Genomic DNA, 25,455 nt, shown 5'->3' on the forward strand with positions numbered 1-25,455 from the left:
TTTAAAGGCTTCCAGCGGGGAGCGAACACGTTATCCACAGAAGCGCCAACAGAGATCGGGGACAACTTTCAATCGCCTGTGGAAAAACACCTATGACTGGGGAAAACCCCTCGCGCTTACAGCTCTCGGCATCTGGAGGACGCATTTGATCAATAATTGATCAAACCCCTGCAAACCCCGCTGCATATGGCCTACAGAAGATAGCGAACATCTTATCCACAGAAGCGCCAACAGAGATTGGGGGCAACTTATGGATTTCTACCAAGGGAAAAGCCCGATAAATCCGTAAGTTACGTTGATCGTTTTTTGATCTTGTGGCTGAAAGGCTTGAACGGCATGGGGTGCGCGCAAGGGCGAACACGTTATCCACAGCTTCGCCAACAGGGATTGTGGGTAAATAGTAAAGATTGGCTGTGAATGGATACCAAATGTGGGAGCGAGCCTGCTCGCGAATGCGTCGCGTCAGTCGATGCATGTGTCGGCTGACAGTCCGCCTTCGCGAGCAGGCTCGCTCCCACTGGGGTTATTCCGTGCCTGGAAGGGGTGACTAGCGGACTACGCCCTCTTCAATCAGCAACTTCAGAATCGCTTCAGCTCCAGCCTGTGCGGTGACACCTTTGAGCACCTGCCCACCGCCGCCACTGGCCTTGGCCGTGGCAGCCTTCATCCGGTCGGCGCCGCTCTTGGCCTTGATCACCTTCAAGCGCTTGGGCCGTGGCTTAGCCGGTTGCAGCGTGGCGACGGCCAACAATTCGTCCTCCATCACGTCAACGTCATCGGCGGCCAATTCGCCTCGTCTTGCCGGGCCATACGCGCTCTGCCGAGGCTTCGGCGCGGCGTTATCCACAGTCGCCAGAAAAGGCAGTTTGACCTTCAAGCGGCGTCGCTGCCCGCGCGGTAACGCTTGCAGAACCAGCGCCGAACCGTCGTTGATCGATTCGACCTGCGCCAGGCCCACCACCAGCGGCCAGCCCAGACCTTCAGCCAGCAGGAACGGCAACATCCCCGAACCTTCACCGGTTTCCGCCTGGCTGCCGGTCAGCACCACTTGCGCTCCGGCATCGCGCAGGTACGCGGTCAGCGCCGGCAAGGCATCGGCGCCAGCGGGTTGTTCCAGCACATGCAGCTGTTCCAGGCCCATGCCCAGATAGGCGCGCAGGGCCGGTTCGGCAACATCACCGGCGTGCAGCACTTGCAGATTATCCCCAGCCAGTTGCAGGCCCAGTTCCACCGCGCGCGCATCCTGATCGGCGCGCCGTGGCCGACCCGAGGTCGGGTGAGCGCCGATTGAAACCAGACTGATAACGTTCGTGTTCATAGGTTTCCTTAAGCCGCATCGCGCTTGGCTTCGTTGCGGTAAGCCGCGACTGCTTCGATCAACGCTTGCAGAATCTCTGCGCTTTCGCCGATTACCGACAGATCGGCACGCTTGATCATGTCGCAACCCGGATCGAGGTTGATCGCCACCACCTTGTCGCAGGCGCCAATGCCTTGCAGGTGCTGAATCGCGCCAGAGATACCCACAGCCACATAGACCCGCGCAGTGACCCAGGTGCCGGACGCACCGACCTGGCGATCACGGGCCATGAAGCCATCGTCCACCGCCACGCGCGAAGCGCCCTCGGTGGCGCCAAGTGCTGCGGCGGTTTCGTGGAACAACTGCCAGTCCTTCACGCCATTACCGCCGGAGAAGATGAACTCCGCTTCGGCCATCGGAATCGCCGCCGGATCTACCGCCACTGCGCCGAGATCTTCAATGCGCGACAAGCTGCGTGCCACGCTTGTGGATAACTCCACCGGCAACGCTTCGTGACGGGTTTCGCTGACCGGTTCGGCGCATTCCGCAGCGGCGAGAATCAACCGCGCCAGCGGACGCGCCAGGTCTTGCAATCCGGCGCCGGCGCGACCGATGCATTCCTGATCCTTGACCTGCCAGACCCGCGTGGCCGGACGTTCGCCCAAGGCTGCAGCAAAGCGTCGGCCGAGTTCCCCGCCCCCGCTGCGGCTGTCCGGCAGCAACCAGTGACGCGGATTGAACTGGTTATCCACAGCGCGCAAACCCTGCACCCGTTGTTCCGGTGCATAACCGCTGAATTCCTCGCCTACAAGCACCAGCAAGCGATCGACGCCTGCGGTTTCGAAAGCGCTTTCCTTGTGCTCGCCGAACACCACAGCAAGCACCGCACCATCGCTGCCGGCCAGTTGGTGAGCGAGGCCGAGCAGATCGCGGTCGTGGCTGCTCAGGCGACCACCGACCATATCCGGCACCACGCTGATGTAGAACGCCGGAGCCGGTACCTGATGCAGCGGCAACTGCACTTCAACAGCAGCGGAACGTTTGACCGCCCCGCCCTGTTGCGCACCGCTGCGATCGATCCGTTTGATGCCGTTGGGGCCGATAAAACCCATGCCGTGCAGATTCTTGCGGATGACGCCATTGGGCCCCATCCAGCTGTGTTGCGCCGGTTGCATCGCCGCGTGCAGCGGATGCAGGCGGTTGCGCGCAATCCATTCGGCGCGCGGGTCGCGGCGGATTATGTCGCTCATCAGTGCACCTCCGCAGGTTCACGTTTGGCCGGGGTGGCTGGCTTGCTCGGCGCGGCGTCTTCGAGCAACGCGTCGGCCACCAGTTCGGCGATGTCCTTGATCAGCGGACGCGGTTCGACCACGCCTTCGAGCATCGCCGTGCACTGTGGACAACCCACCGCCACCAGTTCGGCGCCGGTTTCGCGGATGTCGTCCATGCGCATGTCGGGGATGCGCTGCTTGCCCGGAATGTCAGTGATCGGCGCGCCGCCGCCACCGCCGCAGCAGCGCGAACGGAAGCCGGAACGTTGCATTTCCTTGACTTCGATGCCGAGGGCACGCAGCACTTCGCGCGGCGCTTCGTACTCGCCGTTGTAGCGGCCCAGGTAGCACGGATCGTGATAGGTCACGCTGCTGCCTTTGTGCTGACCGAGATTGAGCGCGCCGGCCTGAATGATCTCGGCCATGTAGGTGCTGTGGTGCTGCACCAGATAATTGCCATCGAAGGCGCCGTATTCGTTTTTCAGCACATGGAAACTGTGCGGATCGCAGGTGACGATGCGGTTGAAGCTGTATTTGGCCAACGTCTGAATATTGCGCCTGGCCAGCAACTGGAACGTCGCTTCGTCGCCGAGACGCCGCGCCACATCGCCGCTGTCGCGCTCTTCGAGGCCGAGCACGGCGAAGTCGATGTTCGCCGCTTTCAGCACTTTGACGAACGCACGCAGGGTGCGCTGGTTGCGCATGTCGAAGGCGCCATCGCCGACCCAGAACAGCACGTCGGTGGATTTCTTTTCGCTGAGCAAATTGAGGTTCAGATCCGCCGCCCAGTTCATCCGCCCGCCCGGGGCGAAACCGCCGGGGTTGTCGGTGGCGATCAGGTTTTCGAGGACTTCGGCGCCTTTGTTCGGGGTCGCGCCTTTTTCCAGGGTCAGGTGACGGCGCATGTCGACGATCGCATCGACGTGCTCGATCATCATCGGGCATTCCTCGACGCAGGCGCGGCAGGTGGTGCATGACCACAGGGTTTCGGCATCGACCAGACCGTTGACGATCGGTTGGTGCGGGTTGCCGCCATGCTCGCCGATCGGTTTGCCTGGATACGGGCTGCCGGCGAACTTCGCGTCAGTGCCGCCGGCGAGGCCGACGACCATGTCCTGAATCAGTTTTTTCGGGTTCAGCGGCTGGCCGGCGGCGAAGGCCGGGCACGCTGCTTCGCACTTGCCGCACTGCACGCAGGCGTCGAAACCGAGCAACTGGTTCCAGGTGAAATCCTTGGGTTTTTCCACACCCAGCGGCGCATCGGGATTGTTCAGGTCCAGCGGCTTCAAACCGGTCGAGCGCCCGCCGCCAAAGCGTTCCGGGCGACGGTGCCAGGCCAGGTGCAGAGCACCGGCAAAGGCGTGTTTCATCGGCCCGCCCCAGGTCATGCCGAAGAACAGTTCCGACACGCCCCACAGCACGCCCACGCCGAGAATGGCGGCGAGCACCCAGCCGCCGAAGTTCTCCGGCAGGATCCCGGCCACCGGCAGGGTCACCAGAAAAAACGACGCCGAGAACGCCAGCAGGCTTTTCGGCAGGCGCATCCACGGGCCTTTTGACAGACGCGCAGGCGGATTGACCCGGCGCAGGTACATGAAGATCGCGCCGACAAACATCACCGCCGACATCAGCAGCAAGGCGTAGCCAAGGATGCGGTTATGCAGGCCGAAACCGTGCACCAGAATGGCCAGCACAATCGACGCCACCGCACCGCCCGCCGTGGCGACGTGGGTGTTGGCAATGTATTTGTCCCGCGCGACGACGTGGTGCAGGTCGACCATGTAGCGCTTGGGCATGGCCAGCAGACCGCCGAGCAGATCGACCTTCGCCGCCCGCCCCCGGCGCCACATGTTCATCCGCCGCAACGCGCCGAGGACCGCAAGGCCCAGGGCTGCGAACAACAGGATTGGAAGAAGGGTGTTCAACATGGTGAAGCTCCCACCAGTGCAACCTGGAGAAACACGATTCGCTTTACTGTGGGAGCGAGCCTGCTCGCGAAAGCGGTGAGTCAGTCGACATCATCGTCAACTGACAGATTGCATTCGCGAGCAGGCTCGCTCCCACAGGGTTTGGTGCAAGCCGTCAGAAATCCTTGCACAACCGCAGGGCGTCGTAGATCGCGGCATGGGTATTACGCTGCGCCACGCAGTCGCCGATGCGGAACAGCAAGTAGCCGTCGCCCGCCTCGCTCAGCGAAGGTTGCGGCTGGATCGCGAACAGCGCTTCGACGTCGATCTGGCCCTTGTTGCGCGAGCCATCCTTGAGGGCGTAGTAGATTTCCTCGTCCGGGCGCACGCCGTTTTCGACGACCACCTGATCGACCACCCGCTCCTCTTTCGCACCGGTGTATTCGTTCTCCAGCACCGCGATCAGCTTGTCGCCCTCGCGGTAGACCTTCTCCAGCATCATGTCGCCGGTCATGATCACTTCTTTCGGGTACATGCTGCGGTAGTAGGTCGGGAACGACGTACCGCCGATGGCCACGCCCGGTTTGATGTCATCGGTGACGATTTCGACCTGGCTGCCCTTGTCGGCGAGGAAGTCGGCGACCGACATCCCGGTGAACTCGCAAATGGTGTCGTAGACCAGCACGTTCTTGCCCGGCGCAACCTTGCCGTCGAGCACGTCCCAACTGCTGACCACCAGCCCTTCGGCCGCGCCCCAGTGTTCGTTCTGCTCAAGGTACGGATGACCGCCGACCGCCAGCACCACGACATCCGGACGCAGGTCCATGATGGTGTCGGCATCCGCCGCCGTACCCAGGCGCAGATCGACTTTCAACCGCGCCAGTTCCAGCTGGAACCAGCGGGTGATGCCGGCGATCTGGTCACGTTGCGGTGCTTTCGATGCGGTGGTGATTTGCCCACCGATGAATTCCTTCTTCTCGAAAAGCGTGACGTCGTGGCCACGCTCGGCAGCCACGCGTGCCGCTTCCATCCCGGCCGGGCCGGCACCGACGATCACCACTTTGCGTTTCGGCCCGGTGGATTTCTCGATGATGTGCGGCACGCCCATGTATTCACGGGAGGTCGCGGCGTTCTGGATGCACAGCACGTCCAGGCCCTGATACTGGCGGTCGATGCAATAGTTGGCACCTACGCACTGCTTGATCTGGTCGATCTGGCCCATCTTGATCTTGGCGATCAGGTGCGGGTCAGCGATGTGCGCGCGGGTCATGCCGACCATGTCGACGTAACCGCCTTCAAGGATGCGCGTGGCCTGGTTCGGGTCCTTGATGTTCTGCGCGTGCAGCACCGGCACCTTGACCACTTCCTTGATCCCGGCAGCCAGATGCAGGAACGGCTCCGGTGGATAACTCATGTTCGGAATCACGTTGGCCAGGGTGTTGTGGGTGTCGCAACCCGAGCCGACCACGCCGATGAAATCGAGCATGCCGGTGTCGTCGTAATACTTGGCGATCTGCTTCATGTCCTCGTGGGACAAGCCGTCCGGGTGGAACTCGTCACCGCACAGGCGCATGCCCACGCAGAAATCGTCACCGACCTCGGCACGCACGGCTTTCAGGACTTCAAGACCGAACTTCATCCGCCCTTCGAAGCTGCCGCCCCATTCATCGGTGCGCTTGTTTACGCGCGGACTCCAGAACTGGTCGATCATGTGCTGGTGCACGGCCGACAGTTCGACGCCGTCGAGGCCACCGGCCTTGGCCCGGCGCGCAGCCTGGGCGTAGTTGCCGATCACCCGCCAGATCTCTTCCGGCTCGATGGTCTTGCAGGTGGCGCGGTGCACCGGTTCACGGATGCCCGACGGCGACATCAGCGTCGGCCAGTTGAAACCGTCCCAGCGCGAACGACGGCCCATGTGGGTAATCTGGATCATGATCTTGGCGCCATGCTTGTGCATCGCGTCAGCCAGATTCTGGAAGTGCGGAATGATCCGGTCGGTGGACAGATTGACCGAACTCCACCATTCCTGCGGGCTGTCGATCGCCACGACGGACGAACCGCCACAGATCGCCAGGCCGATACCGCCCTTGGCTTTCTCCTCGTAGTATTTGACGTAGCGGTCGGTGGTCATGCCACCGTCAGTCGCGTAGACCTCGGCGTGCGCGGTGCTGAGCACGCGGTTGCGGATGGTCAGTTTGCCGATCTGGATCGGCTGGAACATTGCTTCGAAAGCCATGGCACGGTCCTCGGCTTACAACGGCTTGACGATAAACAAGCCGTCATCGTGGCCCTCTTCGGAGCCTCCGTAGACTTGTTCGGCCACAGTACGGATCTTGCTGCCACGGGCTTCGAGAATCTGGTCCATGGCCCCGGCGAACCAGCCGGTGAACATGTAATCGACCTTGCGCCCGACCTTGCCGTAGACGTAGACAAACGCCGAGTGCTCGAGCTTGACGCTGGCGGTGCCCTTGTCGAGGTCGATGTCCTGGATCTTGAACAGGCCCCAGCCACGCTGCGACAGGCGCTTCATGTAGTGCTCGAACACCGCGACGCCTTCCAGGCCGTGGCATTCGGCTTCTTTTTCACACCAGTGCCAGGCGGATTTGTAGCCGGCCTTGTAGAGGATCTCGGCATAGGCTTCAGCGCCGAGCACTTCCTCGATGCCCATGTGGTTGTTGACGAAAAAGTGGCGCGGCACATAGAGCATTGGCAGGGCGTCGGAGGTCCAGACACCGGTCTCGCTGTCGACTTCGATTGGCAATTGCGGGGCGATCTTGGCCATGGAAACTTAACTCCAGAAAATTTTGTGTGTTGCCCCCGACGCGGATGGCCGGGGGAAAGGATTCAGAAGTGCGGCGGCTTATTCGCCCCAGACATCTTTCAAGACGTTGACCCAGTTCTCGCCCATGATCTTGCGCACCACACGCTCGGAATGGCCGCGCTTGAGCAGGGTTTCGGTGAGGTTGGGGAATTCGCCGACGGTGCGGATGCCCAGCGGGTTGATGATCTTGCCGAAGCTGGTCAGGCGGCGGGCGTAGCCCTTGTCGTGGGTCAGGTATTCGAAGAAGTCCTGGCCGTGGCCCTGAGTGAAATCGGTGCCGATACCGATGGCGTCTTCGCCGACGATGTTCATGGTGTATTCGATGGCTTCGGCGTAATCGTCGATGGTCGAATCGATGCCCTTGGCGAGGAACGGCGCAAACATGGTCACGCCGACAAAACCGCCGTGGTCGGCAATGAACTTCAGTTCTGCGTCGGACTTGTTGCGCGGGTGCTCTTTGAGGCCCGACGGCAGGCAGTGCGAATAGCAGACCGGTTTTTTCGATTCGAGAATGACTTCTTCGGAGGTCTTGGAACCGACGTGGGACAGGTCGCACATGACGCCGACGCGGTTCATCTCGGCGACGATCTCGCGACCGAAACCCGAGAGGCCGCCGTCGCGTTCGTAGCAACCGGTGCCGACCAGATTCTGGGTGTTGTAGCACATCTGCACGATACCGACGCCGAGCTGCTTGAACACCTCGACATAGCCGATCTGGTCTTCGAAAGCGTGGGCATTCTGGAAGCCGAAGAGGATGCCGGTCTTGCCTTGTTCCTTGGCGCGACGGATGTCGGCGGTGGTGCGCACAGGCATCACCAGATCGCTGTTTTCGCGGATCAGTTTCTGGCTGGCAGCAATGTTGTTCACGGTCGCCTGAAAGCCTTCCCACACCGACACAGTGCAGTTGGCTGCCGTCAGACCGCCCTTGCGCATGTCTTCAAACAGCTCGCGGTTCCATTTGGCAATGATCAGACCGTCGATAACGATGCTGTCGGCGTGTAATTCGGCTGGGCTCATCAGGCGTCCCCTTATTGGCGATTCATGCGCCGAATCGTCTGCCGGCGCTTTGGGGCCAGCATATGCCTCGGTGCCGGGGCGACCGGGTGCAAAAACGACAGGGGAATTGCCGAAAGCGTCAATCCGCGACAAAGGGTCGTTGGCCGCCCTCCTCGGCTGGCTGTTCAAGCCCGCGCGCTTGCGCCAGAATCTGCCGCAGCCTGCACCTACCCACGGATTAGAGCGACCCCAATGAAATCGATCTTCCTCGCCCTGGCACTGATTGCGACCGGCGCCCACGCCGCCGAAGAATCCGAGAACAACCCGTGCGATGCGGTGGAAAACGACATCCAGACCCTGGAATGCTCCGCCTACAGCCGCAGCACCGCCGAAGACCTGCTCAAAGACAACTACGCCAGCCTCAACGAACGCATGCAGACCGCTTACGGCAAGAACCCGACGCAACTGGCCGACATCACCTCCAAACTGAAAACCGCCCAGCAGCAGTGGCTGAAGACGCGGGATGCGGATTGCGCGGTGGAAGCGTTCCCGGCCACGGCGGGGAGCAAGGCCTTCACCATTGCGCAGAATGATTGTGTCGCGCGGATGAGTGATGAACGGTCGGAGTTTTTGGAGTCGATCGGGCAAGAATAAACATACAAAGGATAAATCAATGATTCCTCATGAAGTGGTCAGCCAAATGGTTGACGGCGCAACACCGATCCGCGCCTGGCGCGAACATCTCAACCTGACGCAGGAAGAAGTGGCGAAGCGCATGGGCATCTCGCAACCGGCGTTTGCCCAGCAGGAAACAGTCGCCAAACCTCGCAAGGCCACCCGCGAGAAAATCGCCGCCGCGTTCGGCATCACAGCCAGTCAGCTTGAGCTGTAAGCTGCCCTCTTTATTCCAAGGAATTCCCATGAACATCTGCGGCATTGAAATCAAAGGCAGCGAAGCGATCATCGCCGTGGCGGCGCTCGACGGTTCGACGTTGAGCCACGTTCCTCTCGCCACGAAGAAGATTGCTCTGGATGACGATGACGAGGCGGCGAACGTGCGGCGATTCGCGGCGCAGGTGGCGTCGTTTGTGCGGGAGAATTCGGTGGACCGGATTGCGATCAAGAAGCGCAGCAAAAAGGGCGAGTTTGCCGGTGGGCCGACGACGTTCAAGATCGAGGGCGTGTTTCAACTGCTTGATGGTTGTGAGGTGACGCTGCTGTCGCCGCAGACGATCAACGCGCAGGCCAAGAAGCACAACTTTGAACTGCCGGGGACGTTGAACAAATATCAGCATGAGGCGTACAAAGCGGCGTGTTCGGCGTTGGTGAAAAAGTAAGCGTTTTTCCAGACAATGAAGATCCAATGTGGGAGCGAGCCTGCTCGCGAAAGCGGTGGATCAGTCAATCCTGTATTGACTGACGCGCCGTCTTCGCGAGCAGGCTCGCTCCCACATTGGTTTTGGGTACATCCATTCAGGCGTTGGCGGTACGGCGGTCTTCGCGCGGGCAGCGGGCGAAACGCGCGCGATAACTGCGGGTGAAGTACGACGGTGATTCAAAACCGCAGGCGATGCTGACTTCGAGCACGCTCATGTCGGTCTGGCGCAGCAGCTGCCGGGCCTTTTCCAGTCTCAGGCGCAGATAGAAGTTGCTCGGCGTATCGTTCAGGTGCAGCCGGAACAAACGCTCCAGCTGCCGCCGGGTCACCTTGATCGATTCCGCCAGTTGCAGCGTGGTCAGCGGCGGCTCGCTGTGCTGCTCCATCTCGCCGATCACCTGTACCAGTTTCTTATTGCTGATGCCATAACGCGTGGCGACTTCCATGCGCTGGTGATCCTTGCGCGGGCGGATGCGCCCCAGCACAAACTGCTCGCTGACCTGAATCGCCAGTTGCGGGCCGTGCGCCTGGGCGATCAGATCGAGCATCAGATCAATCGACGCCGTGCCACCCGCCGAGGTGATCCGCCGCCGATCAATCTCGAACAGCTCCTGGGTCACGCTGAGCTGTGGATAAGACTCCTTGAACGCATCGATCGCCTCCCAGTGCAGGGTCAGGCGATGGCCATCAAGCAGCCCCGCTTCAGCGAGGACAAAGCTGCCGGTGTCGATGGCGCCGAGGGTCACGCCGTCCTTGTCCAGCCTGCGCAACCAGTGCTCCAGCGTCGGCGTGACGAACTTCAGCGGTTCGAAGCCGGCCACCACCAGCAAGGTCGCGCCTTTCTTCAGCGGCTCCAGCGCCGCATCGGCGTTGACCGACATGCCGTTGCTCGCCAGTACCGCGCCGCCATCGGCGCTGAGCACATGCCAGCGGTACAACTCGCCGCGAAAGCGGTTGGCCACGCGCAACGGTTCGATCGCGGAAATAAAGCCGATGGCGGAGAACCCCGGCATCAGCAAAAAGTAGAAATCCTGGGACATGGGCGCACTCGGTTGGCGGGTCGCGTGGCTCGTTGATACGCCGATTATCGGCGGCGTTCAAGCATGCAGGTCGCTACAGTGCAAATGCCAGTCGCCGCAGTGCGCTTTCACGGGCGCATAGCTGCGTAACTTGGCCTCACCGGCGCGCAGATGCCGGGAACCACAATAATCGAACTGCCGAGGAACCCGACATGAAACGACTGATCAGCAGCTGCGTTCTTGCACTCAGCGGTACCGCTTTCTTCAGCACCGGCGTGATGGCGGCCGAACCGGCCTCCTGCAAGAATGTACGCATGGGCGTGGTCAACTGGACCGATGTGATCGCCACCAGTGCCATGACCCAGGTCCTGCTCGACGGCCTCGGCTACAGCACCAAACAGACCAGCGCCTCTCAGCAGATCATCTTCGCCGGGATCCGCGATCAGCGCCTGGACCTGTTCCTCGGCTACTGGAACCCGCTGATGACCCAGACCATCACCCCGTTCGTCGAGGCCAATCAGGTGAAAGTGCTCGAAGCACCGAGCCTGAAAGACGCCCGTGCCACCCTCGCCGTGCCGACCTATCTGGCTGACAAGGGCCTGAAAACCTTCGCCGACATCGCCAAGTTCGAGAAGGAACTGGGCGGCAAGATCTACGGCATCGAGCCAGGCTCCGGCGCCAACACGCAGATCAAGGCGATGATCGCCAAGAACCAGTTTGGTCTGGGCAAATTCCAGCTGGTCGAATCGAGCGAGGCCGGCATGCTCGCCGCCGTCGATCGCGCCGTGCGCCGCAAGGAAGCCGTAGTGTTCTTCGGTTGGGCGCCGCACCCGATGAACGTCAACATTCAGATGACCTATCTGACCGGCAGCGAAGACGCCCTCGGCCCGAACGAAGGCATGGCCACGGTGTGGACGGTCACTTCACCGAAGTACGCCGAGCAATGCCCGAACATCGGCCGCCTGCTGACCAACCTGACGTTCACCGCCGAAGCCGAGAGCCGGATGATGCAGCCGCTGCTCGATCACAAGGATGCCTTCGAGTCGGCGAAGCAGTGGCTCAAGGATCACCCCGAAGACAAACAGCGCTGGCTTGAAGGTGTGACGACTTTCGATGGCAAACCGGCTGCTGAAAACCTCCAGCTGACCAGCAAATAACCTTTTATTGAACCCCCCTCTCCCAGATGGGAGAGGCAACTGAACCACGCTTCGCAGCCCCGCCACGGGCTGCGGACAGACCCATCACGCCTGAAGGAAACGCACCATGAACCACGACGTCATCATCACCTGCGCACTCACCGGTGCTGGCGACACGACCGCCAAAAGTCCACACGTGCCGGTCACCCCGAAACAGATTGCCGCTGCCGCGGTGGAAGCGGCCAAGGCCGGCGCCACCGTCGTGCACTGCCATGTCCGTGATCCGCAGACCGGCAAGTTCAGCCGTGACGTGGCGCTGTACCGCGAAGTGATGGAGCGCATCCGCGAGGCGGACGTCGACATCATCGTCAACCTCACCGCCGGGATGGGCGGCGACCTGGAAATCGGCGCTGGCGAGAAGCCGATGGAGTTCGGCCCGAACACCGATCTGGTCGGCCCGCTGACCCGTCTCGCCCATGTTGAAGAACTGCTGCCGGAAATCTGCACCCTCGATTGCGGCACGCTGAACTTCGGCGACGGCGACACCATTTACGTCTCCACCCCGGCGCAACTGCGCGCCGGCGCCAAGCGCATCACCGAGCTGGGGGTGAAGGCCGAGCTGGAAATTTTCGACACCGGGCATCTGTGGTTCGCCAAGCAGATGATCAAGGAAGGCTTGCTCGACAACCCGCTGTTCCAGCTGTGTCTGGGCATCCCGTGGGGCGCGCCGGCCGACACCACCACGATGAAGGCCATGGTCGACAACCTGCCCGGAGACGCGGTGTGGGCCGGATTCGGCATTGGTCGCATGCAGATGCCGATGGCGGCGCAAGCGGTGCTGCTCGGCGGCAACGTGCGGGTCGGGCTGGAGGACAACCTGTGGCTGGACAAAGGTGTGCTGGCGACCAACGGTCAATTGGTTGAACGCGCCACGGAAATCCTCAGCCGCCTCGGTGCGCGCGTGCTCACACCGGCAGAAGGCCGCAAGAAAATGGGCCTGACCCAGCGCGACTGATCCATCACCCATTTCACCTGTAGGAGCTGCCGAAGGCTGCGATCTTTTGACTTTGATTTTTTAGACGCAAGATCAAAAGATCGCAGCCTTCGGCAGCTCCTACAGGGCTCTTCGAACTCTTCAGGACATCACCATGCGCTTTATCACCGAAATCAAAACCTTCGCCGCTCTGGGCAGCGGTGTCATCGGCAGTGGCTGGGTCGCCCGCGCCCTCGCCCACGGCCTCGATGTAGTGGCCTGGGACCCGGCGCCCGGCGCTGAAGCGGCGTTGCGCCAACGTGTGGCCAATGCGTGGGGCGCGCTGGAGAAAAACGGTCTGGCGCCGCGCGCTGCGCAGGATCGCCTGCGCTTTGTCGCCACCATCGAGGAGTGCGTGCGCGATGCCGACTTCATTCAGGAAAGCGCCCCGGAACGTCTGGAGCTGAAACTCGATCTGCACAGCAAAATCAGCGCAGCGGCCAAGCCCAATGCGCTGATCGGTTCGAGCACGTCGGGACTGTTGCCGAGCGAATTCTACGAGAGCTCGACGCACCCTGAACGCTGCGTGGTCGGACACCCGTTCAACCCGGTTTACCTGCTGCCGCTGGTGGAAGTGGTCGGCGGCAAAAACACCGCGCCGGAGGCGGTGCAAGCGGCGATGCAAGTCTACCAATCGCTCGGCATGCGCCCGTTGCATGTGCGCAAGGAAGTGCCGGGGTTCATTGCTGATCGCCTGCTCGAAGCGCTGTGGCGCGAGGCGCTGCACCTGGTCAATGACGGTATCGCGACGACCGGCGAAATCGACGATGCGATTCGCTTTGGCGCCGGTTTGCGCTGGTCGTTCATGGGCACGTTCCTGACCTACACCCTCGCCGGCGGCGATGCCGGCATGCGCCACTTCATGTCGCAATTTGGCCCGGCGTTGCAGTTGCCGTGGACGTATCTGCCAGCGCCGGAGCTGACCGACAAGTTGATCGATGATGTGGTCGATGGCACCACTGATCAGCTCGGTCGGCACAGCATTTCGGCGCTGGAGCGCTATCGTGATGATTGCTTGCTGGCGGTGCTCGAGGCTGTGAAAACCACCAAGGAAAAGCATGGAATGAGTTTCAGCGAATAGACCTTGCAGAGCTCTTCCGGCCCCTTCGCGAGCAGGCTCGCTCCCACAGGTAAACGCATTTTAATGTGGGAGCGAGCCTGCTCGCGAAGACGGCAGTCCAGTCATCAATGTTGGAACCGAGACCATGCCCCACCTCACCACCTACCAGACCACCATCATCCCCGACTGGGTCGACTACAACGGCCACCTGCGCGATGCCTTCTACCTACTGATCTTCAGCTACGCCACCGACGCGCTGATGGACCGCCTCGGCATGGACAGCAGCAACCGCGAAGCCAGCGGCCATTCGCTGTTCACCCTCGAGCTTCACCTCAATTATCTGCACGAAGTGAAGCTCGACACCGAGGTCGAAGTACGCACGCAAATCATCGGCCACGACAGCAAGCGCCTGCACCTCTACCACAGCCTGCACAAGGCCGGCGACGAGCAAGCGCTGGCCGGCAACGAGCAGATGCTGTTGCACGTTGACCTCGTTGGCCCGCGCGCGGCGCCGTTCAGCCCCGATACGTTGCATCGCCTGCAAGCCATCGTCGCGGATCAAACCGACCTGCCCGCCCCCGCTTACATTGGCCGCGTGATTGCGCTGCCACCCGCCCGGTAAATCCGCCACCGCCAAGGAGCCGCCATGAACACCGCCGTCGCTGTCGCCGATTTTCGTACTTATCCGTTGATCAGCGCGCTGCGTGGCGTGCAGGGTCTGGCGGATCGCGTTGTCATCGAATGGGCTGACGGTCGTGTCAGCCCGTTTCACCACGTATGGCTGCGCGACAATTGCCCATGTGATCAATGTGTCTACAGCGTCACTCGCGAGCAGGTTTTCGAGAGCGTCGATGCCGCCGAGGATTTGCAACCGCTGGCCACGCGCGTCGACACCGATGGCTGCCTGCGCATCGACTGGCAGGACGGTCACCTCAGCCGCTTCGACCCGGGCTGGTTGCGCGCTCACGCCTATGACGATCAATCCCGCGCCGAACGCCTGGCCGGCAAACCGCAGCCCCGTTTGTGGCACAGCGATCTGCAATTGCTGGTGTTCGAGTACACAGCGCTGATGAACGACAACGCTGCGCTGCTGCAATGGTTGCTCGCCGTGCGTGACGTCGGCCTGACCCAAGTGCGTGGCGTGCCCACCGAGCCGGGTTCGCTGAAGCTCATCGCGCAGCGGATTTCCTTCATCCGCGAAAGCAATTTCGGCGTGCTGTTCAATGTGCAATCCAAAGCCGACGCCGACAGCAACGCCTACACCGCCTTCAACCTGCCATTGCACACGGATTTGCCGACTCGCGAGCTGCAACCGGGGCTGCAATTTCTGCATTGCCTGGTGAATGATGCGGAGGGTGGCGAGAGCATTTTCGTCGATGGTTTTGCGATCGCCGACGCCTTGCGTCAGGAGGAGCCGCAGCTGTTTGAGGCCCTGTGTGAAATCCCCGTGGAATTTCGCAACAAGGACCGGCACAGCGACTATCGCTGCCTGGCGCCGATCATCGCTGTGGATGCGCTGGGCCGGGTGGCGGAGATTCGCATGGCCAACTTCCTGCGCGGGGCGTTCGATACGTCGCAGGCGCAGATGCCGTTGCTGTATCGAGCCTATCGACGCTTTATTGCGATGACCCGCGAACCGCGGTTTCGGCTGATGCAGCGGCTCAAGCCGGGCGAGTTGTGGTGCTTTGACAACCGCCGCACGCTGCATGCGCGCAATGCCTTTGACCCAGCCACCGGGGCGCGGCATTTTCAGGGCTGCTATGTCGACCGGGATGAGTTGTTGTCGCGGATTCTGGTGTTGCAACGTTGAACCGCGTCATCGTTCTTCGCGAGCAGGCTCGCTCCCACAGGGGTACGCATTCCAAAGTGGGAGCGAGCCTGCTCGCGAAAGCGTCAGCGGGAACAACAAATCTCTGACTGATTCACAGGCAAAAAAAACTCCGATCAAGCCGTGACAGGATCGGAGCTGAGGAGGGTACTGTTGAGGAGCTGCCAGGCGAGGGTGACCAAACCTTCGTGAAGCGAGCTGGAGCCAGTGTGCCTAGTCGCCAATCCAGTCGGTTAGCCGAAAACGACCTGTTCATAGTCGTCCCGGCCACTGCGACAAAACGCCCTTGCCGCGTCCGGTCGGGGCCACCAGAATCGAGCCAAGACCTCCGTTGCCACAGAAGGATTTGCGTAATGATGTACGCCGATTTGATTGACCAGGAAGATCTGTTGGGCCAGCTAAAGGCCTTGGGTATCCAAGTGCCGAGCGGCACCACCGCCGAGCAGGCCTGCGAGTGCGCGGTACGTGGCCTGGATAATGTTCGCGCATTCGAACTGCGCAAGATGGTCAAGGACATGTACACCAGCGGCGCCAGCATTCAGCCGGCGGTGCGTCAGGCGATCGACAAGCAATTGTTGCCCGCCCTCTCGGATTATCAGCAGTCCCACAGCGCCTGAGAAAAGATCAAAAAATCGCAGCCTTCGGCAGCTCCTACAGGGGAACGTATTCCAAATGTAGGAGCTGCCGAAGGCTGCGATCTTTTGCTTTACAGCCTTACGCTGGCAAACGTCGACTCATTGCGCGCCTGGCTCAGCGCCGACATCGGCCCCGACAGCGGCGACATCACGATGGCCTGCGGCAGCGGCAGCATGGCTACCTGCTGGGTGGTGTTGGAGCCGACGCGCTCGTCACGCGGCGGGATGCCGAAGTACTCGCGGTAGCACTTGGAGAAGTGCGGCGTGGAGACGAAACCACACACCGACGCCACTTCGATGATCGACATCGGCGTCTGCTTGAGCAGTTGCCGGGCGCGGATCAGGCGCAGCTTCAGGTAATAGCGCGACGGCGAGCAGTGCAGGTATTTCTGGAACAACCGCTCCAGCTGTCGACGCGACACCGCGACATACACCGCCAGTTCATCCAGATCGATCGGCTCTTCCAGATTGGCTTCCATCAGCGCGACGATTTCCTGCAGCTTCGGCTGGTTGGTGCCGAGCATGTGCTTGAGCGGCACGCGCTGGTGATCCTGTTCGTTGCGGATGCGCTCGTAGACGAACATTTCCGAGATCGCTGCCGACAGTTCACGACCGTGATCGCGGCTGATCAGGTGCAGCATCATGTCCAGCGGCGCGGTGCCGCCGGAGCTGGTGAAGCGGTTGCGGTCGAGGGTGAACAGGCGTGTGCTCATGGCCACGCGCGGGAAGGCTTCCTGCATTGCCGCCAGGCATTCCCAGTGCACGCTGCAATCGAAGCCGTCGAGCAGACCGGCGCAGGCCAGCGCCCAACTGCCGGTGCACACCGCGCCCAGGCGCTTGGACTGTCGCGCCTGGCTTTGCAGCCACGAGACGTGTTCACGGGTCACGGTGCGTTGAATGCCGATCCCGCCGCAGACAATAACGGTGTCCAGTTGCGGTGCTTTGTGCATGGAGGCGTCGGGAGTGATCTGCAGACCGTCACTGGCCCAGACCTGGCCGCCATCGACGGTGAGGGTGCTCCAGCGATACAGCTCGCGACCGGACAATTGGTTGGCCATGCGCAGAGGCTCAACGGCGGACGCCAGGGAAATCAGCGTGAAATTGTCCAGCAGCAGAAAGCCGATGGATTGAGGCGCACGGTTCTGGGGTTGGGCCCCGGAGTTGAACGACGTCATCGCGGTATCTCCTCACACAAAGCGGGTGGTGGCCTCAGGCGGAGGCTCTTGTTATTGCCCGCGTCTCACAGAGAAAGCAGGCTTTGTTATGACAGAGCAATTGCCGTGCCTGAAATTGGACGGCCATTCAATAACTCCTGAAAACGACCTCGCGACGCGTCTATATGAGACCTCGGAACATGCCATTTCGAAGTGCCATCAAGCGCCACGACAGCCCTGCTGCGCAGCCTGTGAGCAGATCGGTAGCACTTGTGGGAACTGGCCTGCAGAGGATTTGCGCAGAGTGTCACCGCAAGCACGGACGACGGACGGTCGAGTAACGACCGACAAGTCACCACGGACAATGGCGCTTGTCTGATTGCGACGCGCCAAAAGGTGGCGCTGCTGGATTGGGGTGTTCTTTTGTTGAGCAGTTTTGACTGGTCCGGCGCCTTCGCGAGCAGGCTCGCTCCCACATTGGAATCTGGGGTCCACAAATAGTGTGTTCACTGGAGATCTATGGTGGGAGCGAGCCTGCTCGCGAAGAATCCACCCCGGTGTGGCTGGCTCAGCACTCAACCGCGCTGACCGCCAACCCACCGCGCGAAGTTTCTTTATATTTGTCATGCATATCGGCGCCGGTATCGCGCATGGTGCGGATCACCCGGTCCAGCGAGATAAAGTGCTGACCGTCGCCACGCAGGGCCATTTGCGCCGCGTTGATGGCTTTCACTGCGGCGATCGCATTGCGCTCGATGCACGGCACTTGCACCAGCCCGCCGACCGGGTCGCAGGTCAGGCCCAGATTGTGTTCCAGGCCGATTTCCGCCGCGTTGCACAACTGCTCAGGGGTAGCGCCGAGAATCTCCGCCAGCCCCGCCGCTGCCATCGCGCAGGCCGAACCGACCTCGCCCTGGCAACCGACCTCCGCACCCGATATAGAAGCATTCTTCTTGCACAAAATGCCGACTGCCGCCGCGCCGAGGAAATAGTCGACGACGTTGGCGTCGGTGACCGCCTCGCTGAACTTCATAAAGTAGTGCAGCACCGCCGGGATGATCCCCGCCGCACCGTTGGTCGGCGCGGTAACCATGCGCCCGCCGGCGGCATTCTCTTCATTGACGGCCAGGGCGAACAAATTGACCCACTCCATCGCGCTCAGGGTCGAGCCGATGACATTCGGTTTGTTCAGCTCTTGCAGGCTGCGGTGCAACTTCGCCGCACGACGCCGCACGTTCAAGCCGCCGGGGAGAATGCCTTCGTGCTTGAGGCCCTGCTCGACGCAATCCTGCATCGCCCGCCACAGTTTCATCAGGCCGGCGCGGATTTCTTCTTCGCTGCGCCAGACCTTTTCGTTGGCCATCATCAGTTCGGCGACGCGCAGGTTGTGCGTTTTGCACAACTGCAGCAGCTCGACCGCGCTGGAGAAATCGTAGGGCAATTCAGTGCGATCCAGATCGACCACACCGCTGGCCGCTTGCGCCTCATCAACGACGAAGCCGCCGCCAACCGAATAGTAGGTGTCACGGTGCAACTCACCGAACTCGCCTTCGGCTACCAGCGTCATGGCGTTGGGATGGAACGGCAGGTTTTCATCGATCAGGCGCATGTCCCGCGCCCAGATAAACGGCACCGCCAGGCGGCCATCCAATAAAAGCGTATGGGTTTCGCGCAGCGCCTGAATGCGCGGGCCGATCTGCGTCGGGTCGATTGCGTCCGGCCACTCGCCCATCAGGCCCATGATCACCGCGTTGTCGCTGCCGTGACCGATGCCGGTGGCGGAAAGCGATCCGAACAACTGCACCTCGATGCGCTGCACCTTCTCCAGTTGATGCTTACCGCGCAGCGACTCGACGAACAGTGCGGCGGCGCGCATCGGCCCGACGGTGTGGGAACTGGAAGGGCCGATGCCGATTTTGAACAGGTCGAAAACGCTGATAGCCATTGCTGCGAAGCTCCTGAGAATACCGGTCCGGGCGGCAAAAGCGCCCGCTGGCGGAGCTGCTACGCTCAAGCTGCGATCCGCCGAATGCCGGCATCATCGGGCTTTTGTCGGCGCGCTCGGCGTCTGACACCGACGCAGTCATGTCCAGCAGCGTCGTTACGTTTTCGCCCCGCAAATACGCCGTTTTTATGCCGTTGAGCAGGTCATCGAGGGCGGAAAAAAGCTGTAAGCGACGTCACCGACACTGGAAGCGACCATCCCTGTACTGGATACGACCCTCCCTGTAGGCGTCAGATTTTCACTGGTACATGATCGGGATGACTCGATTGCAAGGCGCTGCGGTAGAGCTGTCGTCAGAACGCCACCAACCGCAACCCATAAGTGCGGTGGTCCACAGTCGGAACACTGCCAAAAAAAACACCAAGGAGTCCATCCATGAAAGGTTCCCCGTCGTTGTTGTTGGCCGCCCTGTTGAGTCTGCCGTTACTGGCGCAAGCCGCAGAACCGGCACAGTGCAGCCTCGTTAACTTCTCCGATGTCGGCTGGACCGACATCACCGCCACCACCGCTACCACTTCCGTTGTTCTCAACGCCCTCGGCTACAAGACCAAGACCACCATGATCTCCGTGCCCGTGACCTACAAGTCGCTGGCCGACGGCAAGAACATGGACGTGTTTCTCGGCAACTGGATGCCGACCATGGAGAACGACATCAAGCCGTATCGCGATGCCGGCACTGTCGACACCGTGCGCACCAACCTCAAGGGCGCCAAATACACCCTCGCCGTGCCGCAAGCCCTCTACGACAAAGGCCTGCATGACTTCGCCGACATCGCCAAATTCAAGAAAGAGCTCGACGGCAAGATCTACGGCATCGAGCCGGGCAACGACGGCAACCGGCTGATCCAGAGCATGATCGACAAGGACGCCTTCGGCCTGAAGACCGCTGGCTTCAAGATCGTCGAATCTTCCGAGGCCGGCATGCTCTCGCAAGTCGACCGGGCGCAGAAGCGCGACACTGCCGTGGTCTTTCTCGGCTGGGCACCGCACCCGATGAACAAGCGCTTCAAGATTCAATACCTGACCGGCGGCGACGATTTCTTCGGCCCCGATTTCGGCGCAGCCACTGTGGCGACCAACACCCGCAAGGGTTATGCCGAAGAATGCAGCAATGTCGGTCAGTTGTTGAAAAACCTGGAGTTCACCGTCGACATGGAAAGTGAACTGATGGGCAACATCCTCGACGACAAGATGAAGCCTGACGCGGCCGCCAAGGCCTGGCTGAAAAAGAATCCACAGGTGCTCGATACCTGGCTCGCTGGCGTGACCACCATTGACGGTAAACCAGGCCTGGAGGCCGTGAAAGCCAAGCTCGCGCCTTGATTTGAAGGCACCGCTTATGCCGGGCAGGCGTGCCTGCCCGGGCTGTTAATTTCCTTGCATGCGGACGTTCACTACCATGCTGATTGATCAGAAAATACCTTTAGGCCAGTACATCGCGGGCTTCGTCGAATGGTTGACGCAACACGGCGCCAACACCTTCGACGCAATCGCCGTGACACTGGAAACGATGATCCACGGCGTGACGTTTGCGCTGACCTGGTTCAACCCACTGGTGCTGATTGGCCTGATCGCCATCATCGCCCATCTGATTCAACGCAAGTGGGGCCTGACCGCGTTCGTGGTCGCCTCGTTCCTGCTGATCCTCAACCTGGGGTACTGGCAGGAAACCATGGAAACCCTCGCCCAGGTGCTGTTCGCCACCCTGGTCTGCGTGTTGATCGGCGTGCCGCTGGGCATCGTCGCCGCGCACAAACCGATGTTCTACACCATGATGCGGCCGGTGCTCGATCTGATGCAGACCGTACCGACCTTCGTTTACCTCATTCCTACCCTGACCCTCTTCGGGCTGGGTGTGGTTCCGGGCCTGATCTCCACGGTGGTCTTCGCCATCGCGGCGCCGATCCGCCTGACCTACCTGGGCATCCGCGATGTCCCGCAAGAACTGATGGACGCCGGCAAAGCCTTCGGCTGCTCGCGTCGCCAGCTACTCTCACGGATCGAACTGCCGCACGCCATGCCGAGCATCGCGGCCGGCATCACCCAGTGCATCATGCTGTCGCTGTCGATGGTGGTGATCGCGGCACTGGTCGGCGCCGACGGACTCGGCAAACCGGTGGTCAACGCACTGAACACTGCTGATATTGCGCTGGGCTTCGAAGCAGGCCTGGCAATCGTACTGCTGGCGATCATGCTCGACCGTATCTGCAAACAACCCGACGCCAAAGTAGGGGGTGACGCATGAGCATAATTCGCTTCGAAGACGTCGACGTAATCTTCTCCAAAGACCCACGCGAGGCACTCAAGCTGCTCGATCAGGGCATGACCCGCAACGAGATCCTGAAGAAGACCGGTCAGATCGTCGGCGTGGAAAAAGCCACGCTGGACATCAACAAGGGCGAGATCTGCGTGCTGATGGGCCTGTCCGGTTCGGGCAAGTCGAGCCTGCTGCGCTGCATCAACGGCCTCAACACCGTGAGCCGCGGCAAGCTGTTCGTCGAGCATGAAAACCGCCAGATCGACATCGCCTCCTGCACGCCCGCCGAGCTGAAGATGATGCGCACCAAGCGCATTGCCATGGTCTTTCAGAAATTCGCTCTGATGCCGTGGCTGACGGTGCGCGAAAACATCAGTTTCGGTCTGGAAATGCAGGGTCGACCGGAGAAGGAACGCAAGAAACTGGTCGACGAGAAACTCGAACTGGTTGGCCTGACCCAATGGCGCAACAAGAAGCCGGACGAACTCTCTGGCGGCATGCAGCAGCGCGTCGGCCTCGCCCGTGCGCTGGCCATGGACGCCGATATTCTGCTGATGGACGAACCGTTCTCGGCCCTCGACCCGCTGATCCGCCAGGGTCTGCAGGACGAACTGCTGGAGCTGCAGCGCAAGCTGAGCAAGACCATCGTGTTCGTGAGCCACGACCTCGATGAAGCGCTCAAATTGGGTAGCCGCATTGCGATCATGAAAGACGGTCGGATCATCCAGTACAGCGTGCCGGAAGAAATCGTCCTCAACCCGGCGGACGACTATGTGCGCACCTTCGTCGCCCACACCAACCCGCTCAACGTACTCTGCGGTCGCAGCCTGATGCGCACGCTGGACAAGTGCAAACGCATCAACGGCTCGGTGTGCCTCGATCCGGGCGGCGACTCATGGCTGGACCTGGCCGAAGGCAACACCATCAAAGGCGCACGGCAGAACGGTTCAGTACTCAACCTGCAGAACTGGGCACCGGGGCAAGCGGTGGAAGGCCTGGAACGCAAGCCGACGCTGGTGGACTCGAACATCGGCATGCGTGACGCGCTGCAGATCCGTTATCAGACCGGCAACAAGCTGGTGCTGCACGATAACAATCATGTGGTGGGGATTCTGGGCGACAGCGAGTTGTATCACGCGTTGCTGGGCAAGAATCTGGGGTAAATCCGCAGACACAAAAACGCCGCGAGAGGATCGCGGCGTTTTTGTTTGAAGATCAAAAGATCGCAGCCTTCGGCAGCTCCTACAGGGGGAATGCGATTTATGTAGGAGCTGCCGAAGGCTGCGATCTTTTAGAGGAACAACGCGGTGCTTCAGACTGAAACACCGCGCCCATGCAGTTTAGCTATACACCCGGCCAAGGAGCTGCCGATGGCTTTCAAACTGATCGAGCACATCCCGCGTGATCTGATCCTGCGTAAAGCCCATCAAGTCATAATCCTGGCTGCCGTTGTGCAGATACACCTCGGCCCGGTAGTAACGCTGACGCGCTTCATCCGCTTGCGCCGATTCGGTCGGGGTCGCCAGATAACCCTCCAGGCTCACCTCGTAAACGAAAGGGTTGCCCTCTTCCATCTCGACCCGCACGCCCATGCAGCGCTTGGCCTTGCCCAACAGCGTCTGCACTTCGATGCCCTGATTGCGCAACTGCGCCGCTGCATCTTCCAGCGCCGGGGTGACGTGTTTGTCCATGAAGCGCTGCACCACCGATTGGCTCGGCTGCAGATCCAGTTGCGTCAGGCGCTCGCTGAAACCACGGCGCCCACGCTCGGCCAGCTGCGCTTGCTCCTGCTCGATCTGCACGTCCTGGCGCATCGCCTTGTGCAGGCCGAACATGAAGCAGATCAGCACCACCGAGAACGGCAGGCCGGCCAGCACCACCATGGTCTGCATGGCTTCGAAGTTGCCGGCAAACAACAGGCCGATGGTCACCAGCGTGATCACCACCGACCAGAAGATCCGCAGCCAGTGCGGCGCGTCTTCGTCGACGTTGCCGCCCTTGCAGGAAAGATTCGCCATCATCACCGCGCCGGAGTCGGCCGGGGTCAGGAACAGCACGAAGCCGACGAAGATCGACACACCAATCACGACTTTCGACGCCGGGTAATGCTCAAGCAACTGATAGATCGCCATCGACGGCTGTTCCAGCGCCGTCTTGCCCAGTTCCACCGCGCCCTGGTTCATCACCAGGTCCAGCGCCGAGTTACCGAAGATCGATAGCCAGGCCAGGGTGAAGCCCAGCGGAATCAGCAGCACGCCGGCGACCAGCTCACGCACGCTGCGGCCCCGGGAAATCCGCGCGATGAACATGCCCACGAATGGCGCCCAGGAAATCCACCACGCCCAGTAGAACAGCGTCCACAGGCCCAGCCAGCGGTCGGACTTGGCGCTGTCGCCTTCATAGACGTACAGGTCGAAGGTCTTCAGCACCACGCCGTTGAGGTAGTCGCCGATGTTCTGCACGAAGCCGTTGAGCAGGTGCAAAGTCGGGCCGAACAGCAGGACGAAAATCAGCAGGCCGCTGAACAGCACGATGTTCAGATTGGACAGACGACGGATGCCGTTTTCCACACCGGACACAGCGGCGATGGTCGCCACGGTGCTCATGACGATGATGACGATCAGCAGGTTGGTGTTGCTGTGCTCCATGCCGAACAGGTTTTCCAGCCCGGACGACACTTGCAGCGAGCCAATCCCCAGGTTGGTCACCAGACCCAGTAGGGTCACGAACATGCCGAAGCCGTCCACTGCGTGACCGGCCGCGCCTTTGACCCAACGCTCGCCGACCAGCGGATACAGCGCCGAACGCAGCGCCAGTGGCTGGTTATGCCGATAGGCGAAATACGCCACGGCCAGACCGACCAACGCGTAGATCGCCCAGCCGTGCAGGCCCCAGTGCAGGAAGGTCAGTTGCACTGCCTGACGCGCGGCCAGATTGCTGGCCGAGGTGCCTTCCGGCGGGTTGAAGTAGTGATCCAGCGGCTCGGACGCGCCGAAGTACAACAGCGAAATGCCGATGCCCGACGAGAACAGCATCCCCGCCCAGGCGCCGTAGCTGAAATCCGGGGTGTCGTCCTTGCTGCCCAGTTTGAGTTTGCCGTACGAGGAAAACGCCAGACCGACCACGAACACCAGATAGGCGGCGATCACCACCATGTAGTACCAGCCGAAGCTGCGCGACAACCAGGCCTGGGCCATGCCCAACATTCTGCCGGCCTCTTGCGGGGCGATGATCAGAATGGCGGTCAACAACAGAATCAGCGCGGTCGAGGTGTAGAACACCCAACCGTTGACCGTCACCTTCTCGGGCGGGGTCTTTATTAGCGAGGCAGAACTCATGGCACAAATGCTCCAGGCAGTGCGAGAGAAGAACACAAGGCATCACGGAACCCGACCAATCGGTTAGTTGGCAGCCGACCGGCGGGTGATATAAAGACACTCCGAAAAAAGCCCGAACCTGCCGAAATGGCGTTGCGTATTCGCTTTCGTGGCCCAGAGGTGACGGACGTTCATCCGAAACCTGGCCCCGAGCGTCTTGCCCTTTCAACACGTCCATCGAATCGCGAACCGCGCCATGCTCCACGCAGGTTTCGAGCCGTTTCAGGTGTCGGTTTTTATCGTCATCACACGTAGGAATTTTCTGTAGGCAGCGACGAATT

The 25,455-nt window shown here is 61.1% G+C and carries 21 protein-coding genes and 1 pseudogene; 12 read left to right on the plus strand and 10 right to left on the minus strand.

The features are described 5' to 3' along the window. Positions 1 to 547 precede the first annotated feature (547 nt). The 6 genes from etfB to AB4N53_RS17525 form a co-directional block, all read right to left on the minus strand. On the minus strand, positions 548 to 1,318 hold the full coding sequence (gene etfB, locus AB4N53_RS17500; protein WP_460121960.1) for an electron transfer flavoprotein subunit beta: 771 nt from the start codon (positions 1,316 to 1,318) through the stop codon (positions 548 to 550). A gap of 8 nt (positions 1,319 to 1,326) precedes the next feature. Further along, positions 1,327 to 2,547: an electron transfer flavoprotein subunit alpha gene (gene etfA / locus AB4N53_RS17505; RefSeq protein WP_460121962.1), complete on the minus strand. Its 1,221-nt coding sequence runs from the start codon at positions 2,545 to 2,547 to the stop codon at positions 1,327 to 1,329. Further along, positions 2,547 to 4,496, minus strand: coding sequence for a dimethylglycine demethylation protein DgcB (gene dgcB / locus AB4N53_RS17510; protein ID WP_460121964.1), 1,950 nt, complete (start codon positions 4,494 to 4,496; stop codon positions 2,547 to 2,549). Before dgcB ends, etfA begins: the two co-directional genes overlap by 1 nt. A gap of 154 nt (positions 4,497 to 4,650) precedes the next feature. Further along, positions 4,651 to 6,711, minus strand: a complete 2,061-nt coding sequence (gene dgcA / locus AB4N53_RS17515; protein WP_064365321.1) for a dimethylglycine demethylation protein DgcA — start codon at positions 6,709 to 6,711, stop codon at positions 4,651 to 4,653. A gap of 15 nt (positions 6,712 to 6,726) precedes the next feature. Then, positions 6,727 to 7,257, minus strand: coding sequence for a 4-vinyl reductase (locus tag AB4N53_RS17520; RefSeq protein ID WP_039757633.1), 531 nt, complete (start codon positions 7,255 to 7,257; stop codon positions 6,727 to 6,729). Between the two features lie 78 nt (positions 7,258 to 7,335). Next, complete coding sequence (locus tag AB4N53_RS17525) at positions 7,336 to 8,313, minus strand: dipeptidase (RefSeq protein ID WP_007962626.1); 978 nt, start codon at positions 8,311 to 8,313, stop codon at positions 7,336 to 7,338. 231 nt (positions 8,314 to 8,544) lie between these two features. Between AB4N53_RS17525 and AB4N53_RS17530 the strand changes: the two genes are divergently transcribed. The 3 genes and pseudogenes from AB4N53_RS17530 (at position 8,545) to AB4N53_RS17540 (ending at position 9,629) form a co-directional block, all read left to right on the plus strand. Continuing rightward, positions 8,545 to 8,946, plus strand: coding sequence for a lysozyme inhibitor LprI family protein (locus AB4N53_RS17530; RefSeq protein ID WP_460121967.1), 402 nt, complete (start codon positions 8,545 to 8,547; stop codon positions 8,944 to 8,946). Positions 8,947 to 8,956: 10 nt separating this feature from the next. Next, positions 8,957 to 9,184 (plus strand): annotated as a pseudogene (locus tag AB4N53_RS17535) (helix-turn-helix domain-containing protein); the annotation flags it as partial. A gap of 28 nt (positions 9,185 to 9,212) precedes the next feature. Continuing rightward, positions 9,213 to 9,629 (plus strand): DUF3010 family protein, encoded by a 417-nt coding sequence (locus AB4N53_RS17540; protein ID WP_016772815.1) that lies wholly within the window; start codon positions 9,213 to 9,215, stop codon positions 9,627 to 9,629. Positions 9,630 to 9,765: 136 nt separating this feature from the next. On the opposite strand, the gene AB4N53_RS17545 is transcribed toward AB4N53_RS17540, so the two are convergent. After that, on the minus strand, positions 9,766 to 10,710 hold the full coding sequence (locus tag AB4N53_RS17545; RefSeq protein WP_460121969.1) for a GlxA family transcriptional regulator: 945 nt from the start codon (positions 10,708 to 10,710) through the stop codon (positions 9,766 to 9,768). Between the two features lie 191 nt (positions 10,711 to 10,901). On the opposite strand from AB4N53_RS17545, the gene AB4N53_RS17550 reads away from it, so the two are divergent. The 6 genes from AB4N53_RS17550 (at position 10,902) to AB4N53_RS17575 (ending at position 16,363) form a co-directional block, all read left to right on the plus strand. Beyond that, on the plus strand, positions 10,902 to 11,846 hold the full coding sequence (locus AB4N53_RS17550; protein WP_130911553.1) for a choline ABC transporter substrate-binding protein: 945 nt from the start codon (positions 10,902 to 10,904) through the stop codon (positions 11,844 to 11,846). A 106-nt stretch (positions 11,847 to 11,952) separates the two neighbouring features. Continuing rightward, complete coding sequence (locus AB4N53_RS17555) at positions 11,953 to 12,840, plus strand: beta-keto acid cleavage family enzyme (protein ID WP_460121971.1); 888 nt, start codon at positions 11,953 to 11,955, stop codon at positions 12,838 to 12,840. Positions 12,841 to 12,973: 133 nt separating this feature from the next. Beyond that, the gene (locus AB4N53_RS17560) at positions 12,974 to 13,939 is read left to right on the plus strand and encodes an L-carnitine dehydrogenase (RefSeq protein ID WP_460121973.1); all 966 of its coding nucleotides are present in this window, start codon (positions 12,974 to 12,976) and stop codon (positions 13,937 to 13,939) included. 124 nt (positions 13,940 to 14,063) lie between these two features. Then, positions 14,064 to 14,540, plus strand: coding sequence for a thioesterase family protein (locus tag AB4N53_RS17565; protein WP_460121975.1), 477 nt, complete (start codon positions 14,064 to 14,066; stop codon positions 14,538 to 14,540). 24 nt (positions 14,541 to 14,564) lie between these two features. Next, complete coding sequence (locus tag AB4N53_RS17570; protein WP_460121977.1) at positions 14,565 to 15,728, plus strand: gamma-butyrobetaine dioxygenase; 1,164 nt, start codon at positions 14,565 to 14,567, stop codon at positions 15,726 to 15,728. Positions 15,729 to 16,099: 371 nt separating this feature from the next. After that, entirely contained in the window at positions 16,100 to 16,363 is a 264-nt protein-coding gene (locus AB4N53_RS17575) for a hypothetical protein (protein WP_016772808.1), read from the plus strand. 89 nt (positions 16,364 to 16,452) lie between these two features. On the opposite strand, the gene gbdR is transcribed toward AB4N53_RS17575, so the two are convergent. Next, positions 16,453 to 17,556: a choline metabolism transcriptional regulator GbdR gene (gbdR, locus tag AB4N53_RS17580; RefSeq protein ID WP_129997777.1), complete on the minus strand. Its 1,104-nt coding sequence runs from the start codon at positions 17,554 to 17,556 to the stop codon at positions 16,453 to 16,455. A gap of 547 nt (positions 17,557 to 18,103) precedes the next feature. Beyond that, positions 18,104 to 19,480 (minus strand): L-serine ammonia-lyase, encoded by a 1,377-nt coding sequence (locus AB4N53_RS17585; protein WP_460121979.1) that lies wholly within the window; start codon positions 19,478 to 19,480, stop codon positions 18,104 to 18,106. Positions 19,481 to 19,915: 435 nt separating this feature from the next. On the opposite strand from AB4N53_RS17585, the gene AB4N53_RS17590 reads away from it, so the two are divergent. The 3 genes from AB4N53_RS17590 (at position 19,916) to choV (ending at position 22,960) form a co-directional block, all read left to right on the plus strand. Next, complete coding sequence (locus AB4N53_RS17590) at positions 19,916 to 20,863, plus strand: choline ABC transporter substrate-binding protein (RefSeq protein WP_016772806.1); 948 nt, start codon at positions 19,916 to 19,918, stop codon at positions 20,861 to 20,863. A 76-nt stretch (positions 20,864 to 20,939) separates the two neighbouring features. Then, complete coding sequence (choW, locus tag AB4N53_RS17595) at positions 20,940 to 21,785, plus strand: choline ABC transporter permease subunit (protein WP_016772805.1); 846 nt, start codon at positions 20,940 to 20,942, stop codon at positions 21,783 to 21,785. Further along, on the plus strand, positions 21,782 to 22,960 hold the full coding sequence (choV, locus tag AB4N53_RS17600; protein ID WP_016772804.1) for a choline ABC transporter ATP-binding protein: 1,179 nt from the start codon (positions 21,782 to 21,784) through the stop codon (positions 22,958 to 22,960). The genes choW and choV overlap by 4 nt, the downstream gene beginning before the upstream one ends. 177 nt (positions 22,961 to 23,137) lie before the next feature. Here choV and AB4N53_RS17605 read toward each other — a convergent pair whose 3' ends face one another. Beyond that, entirely contained in the window at positions 23,138 to 25,078 is a 1,941-nt protein-coding gene (locus AB4N53_RS17605; RefSeq protein WP_460125183.1) for a BCCT family transporter, read from the minus strand. Between the last annotated feature and the right edge of the window lie 377 nt (positions 25,079 to 25,455).

This window comes from Pseudomonas sp. H3_E04, assembly GCF_054668915.1.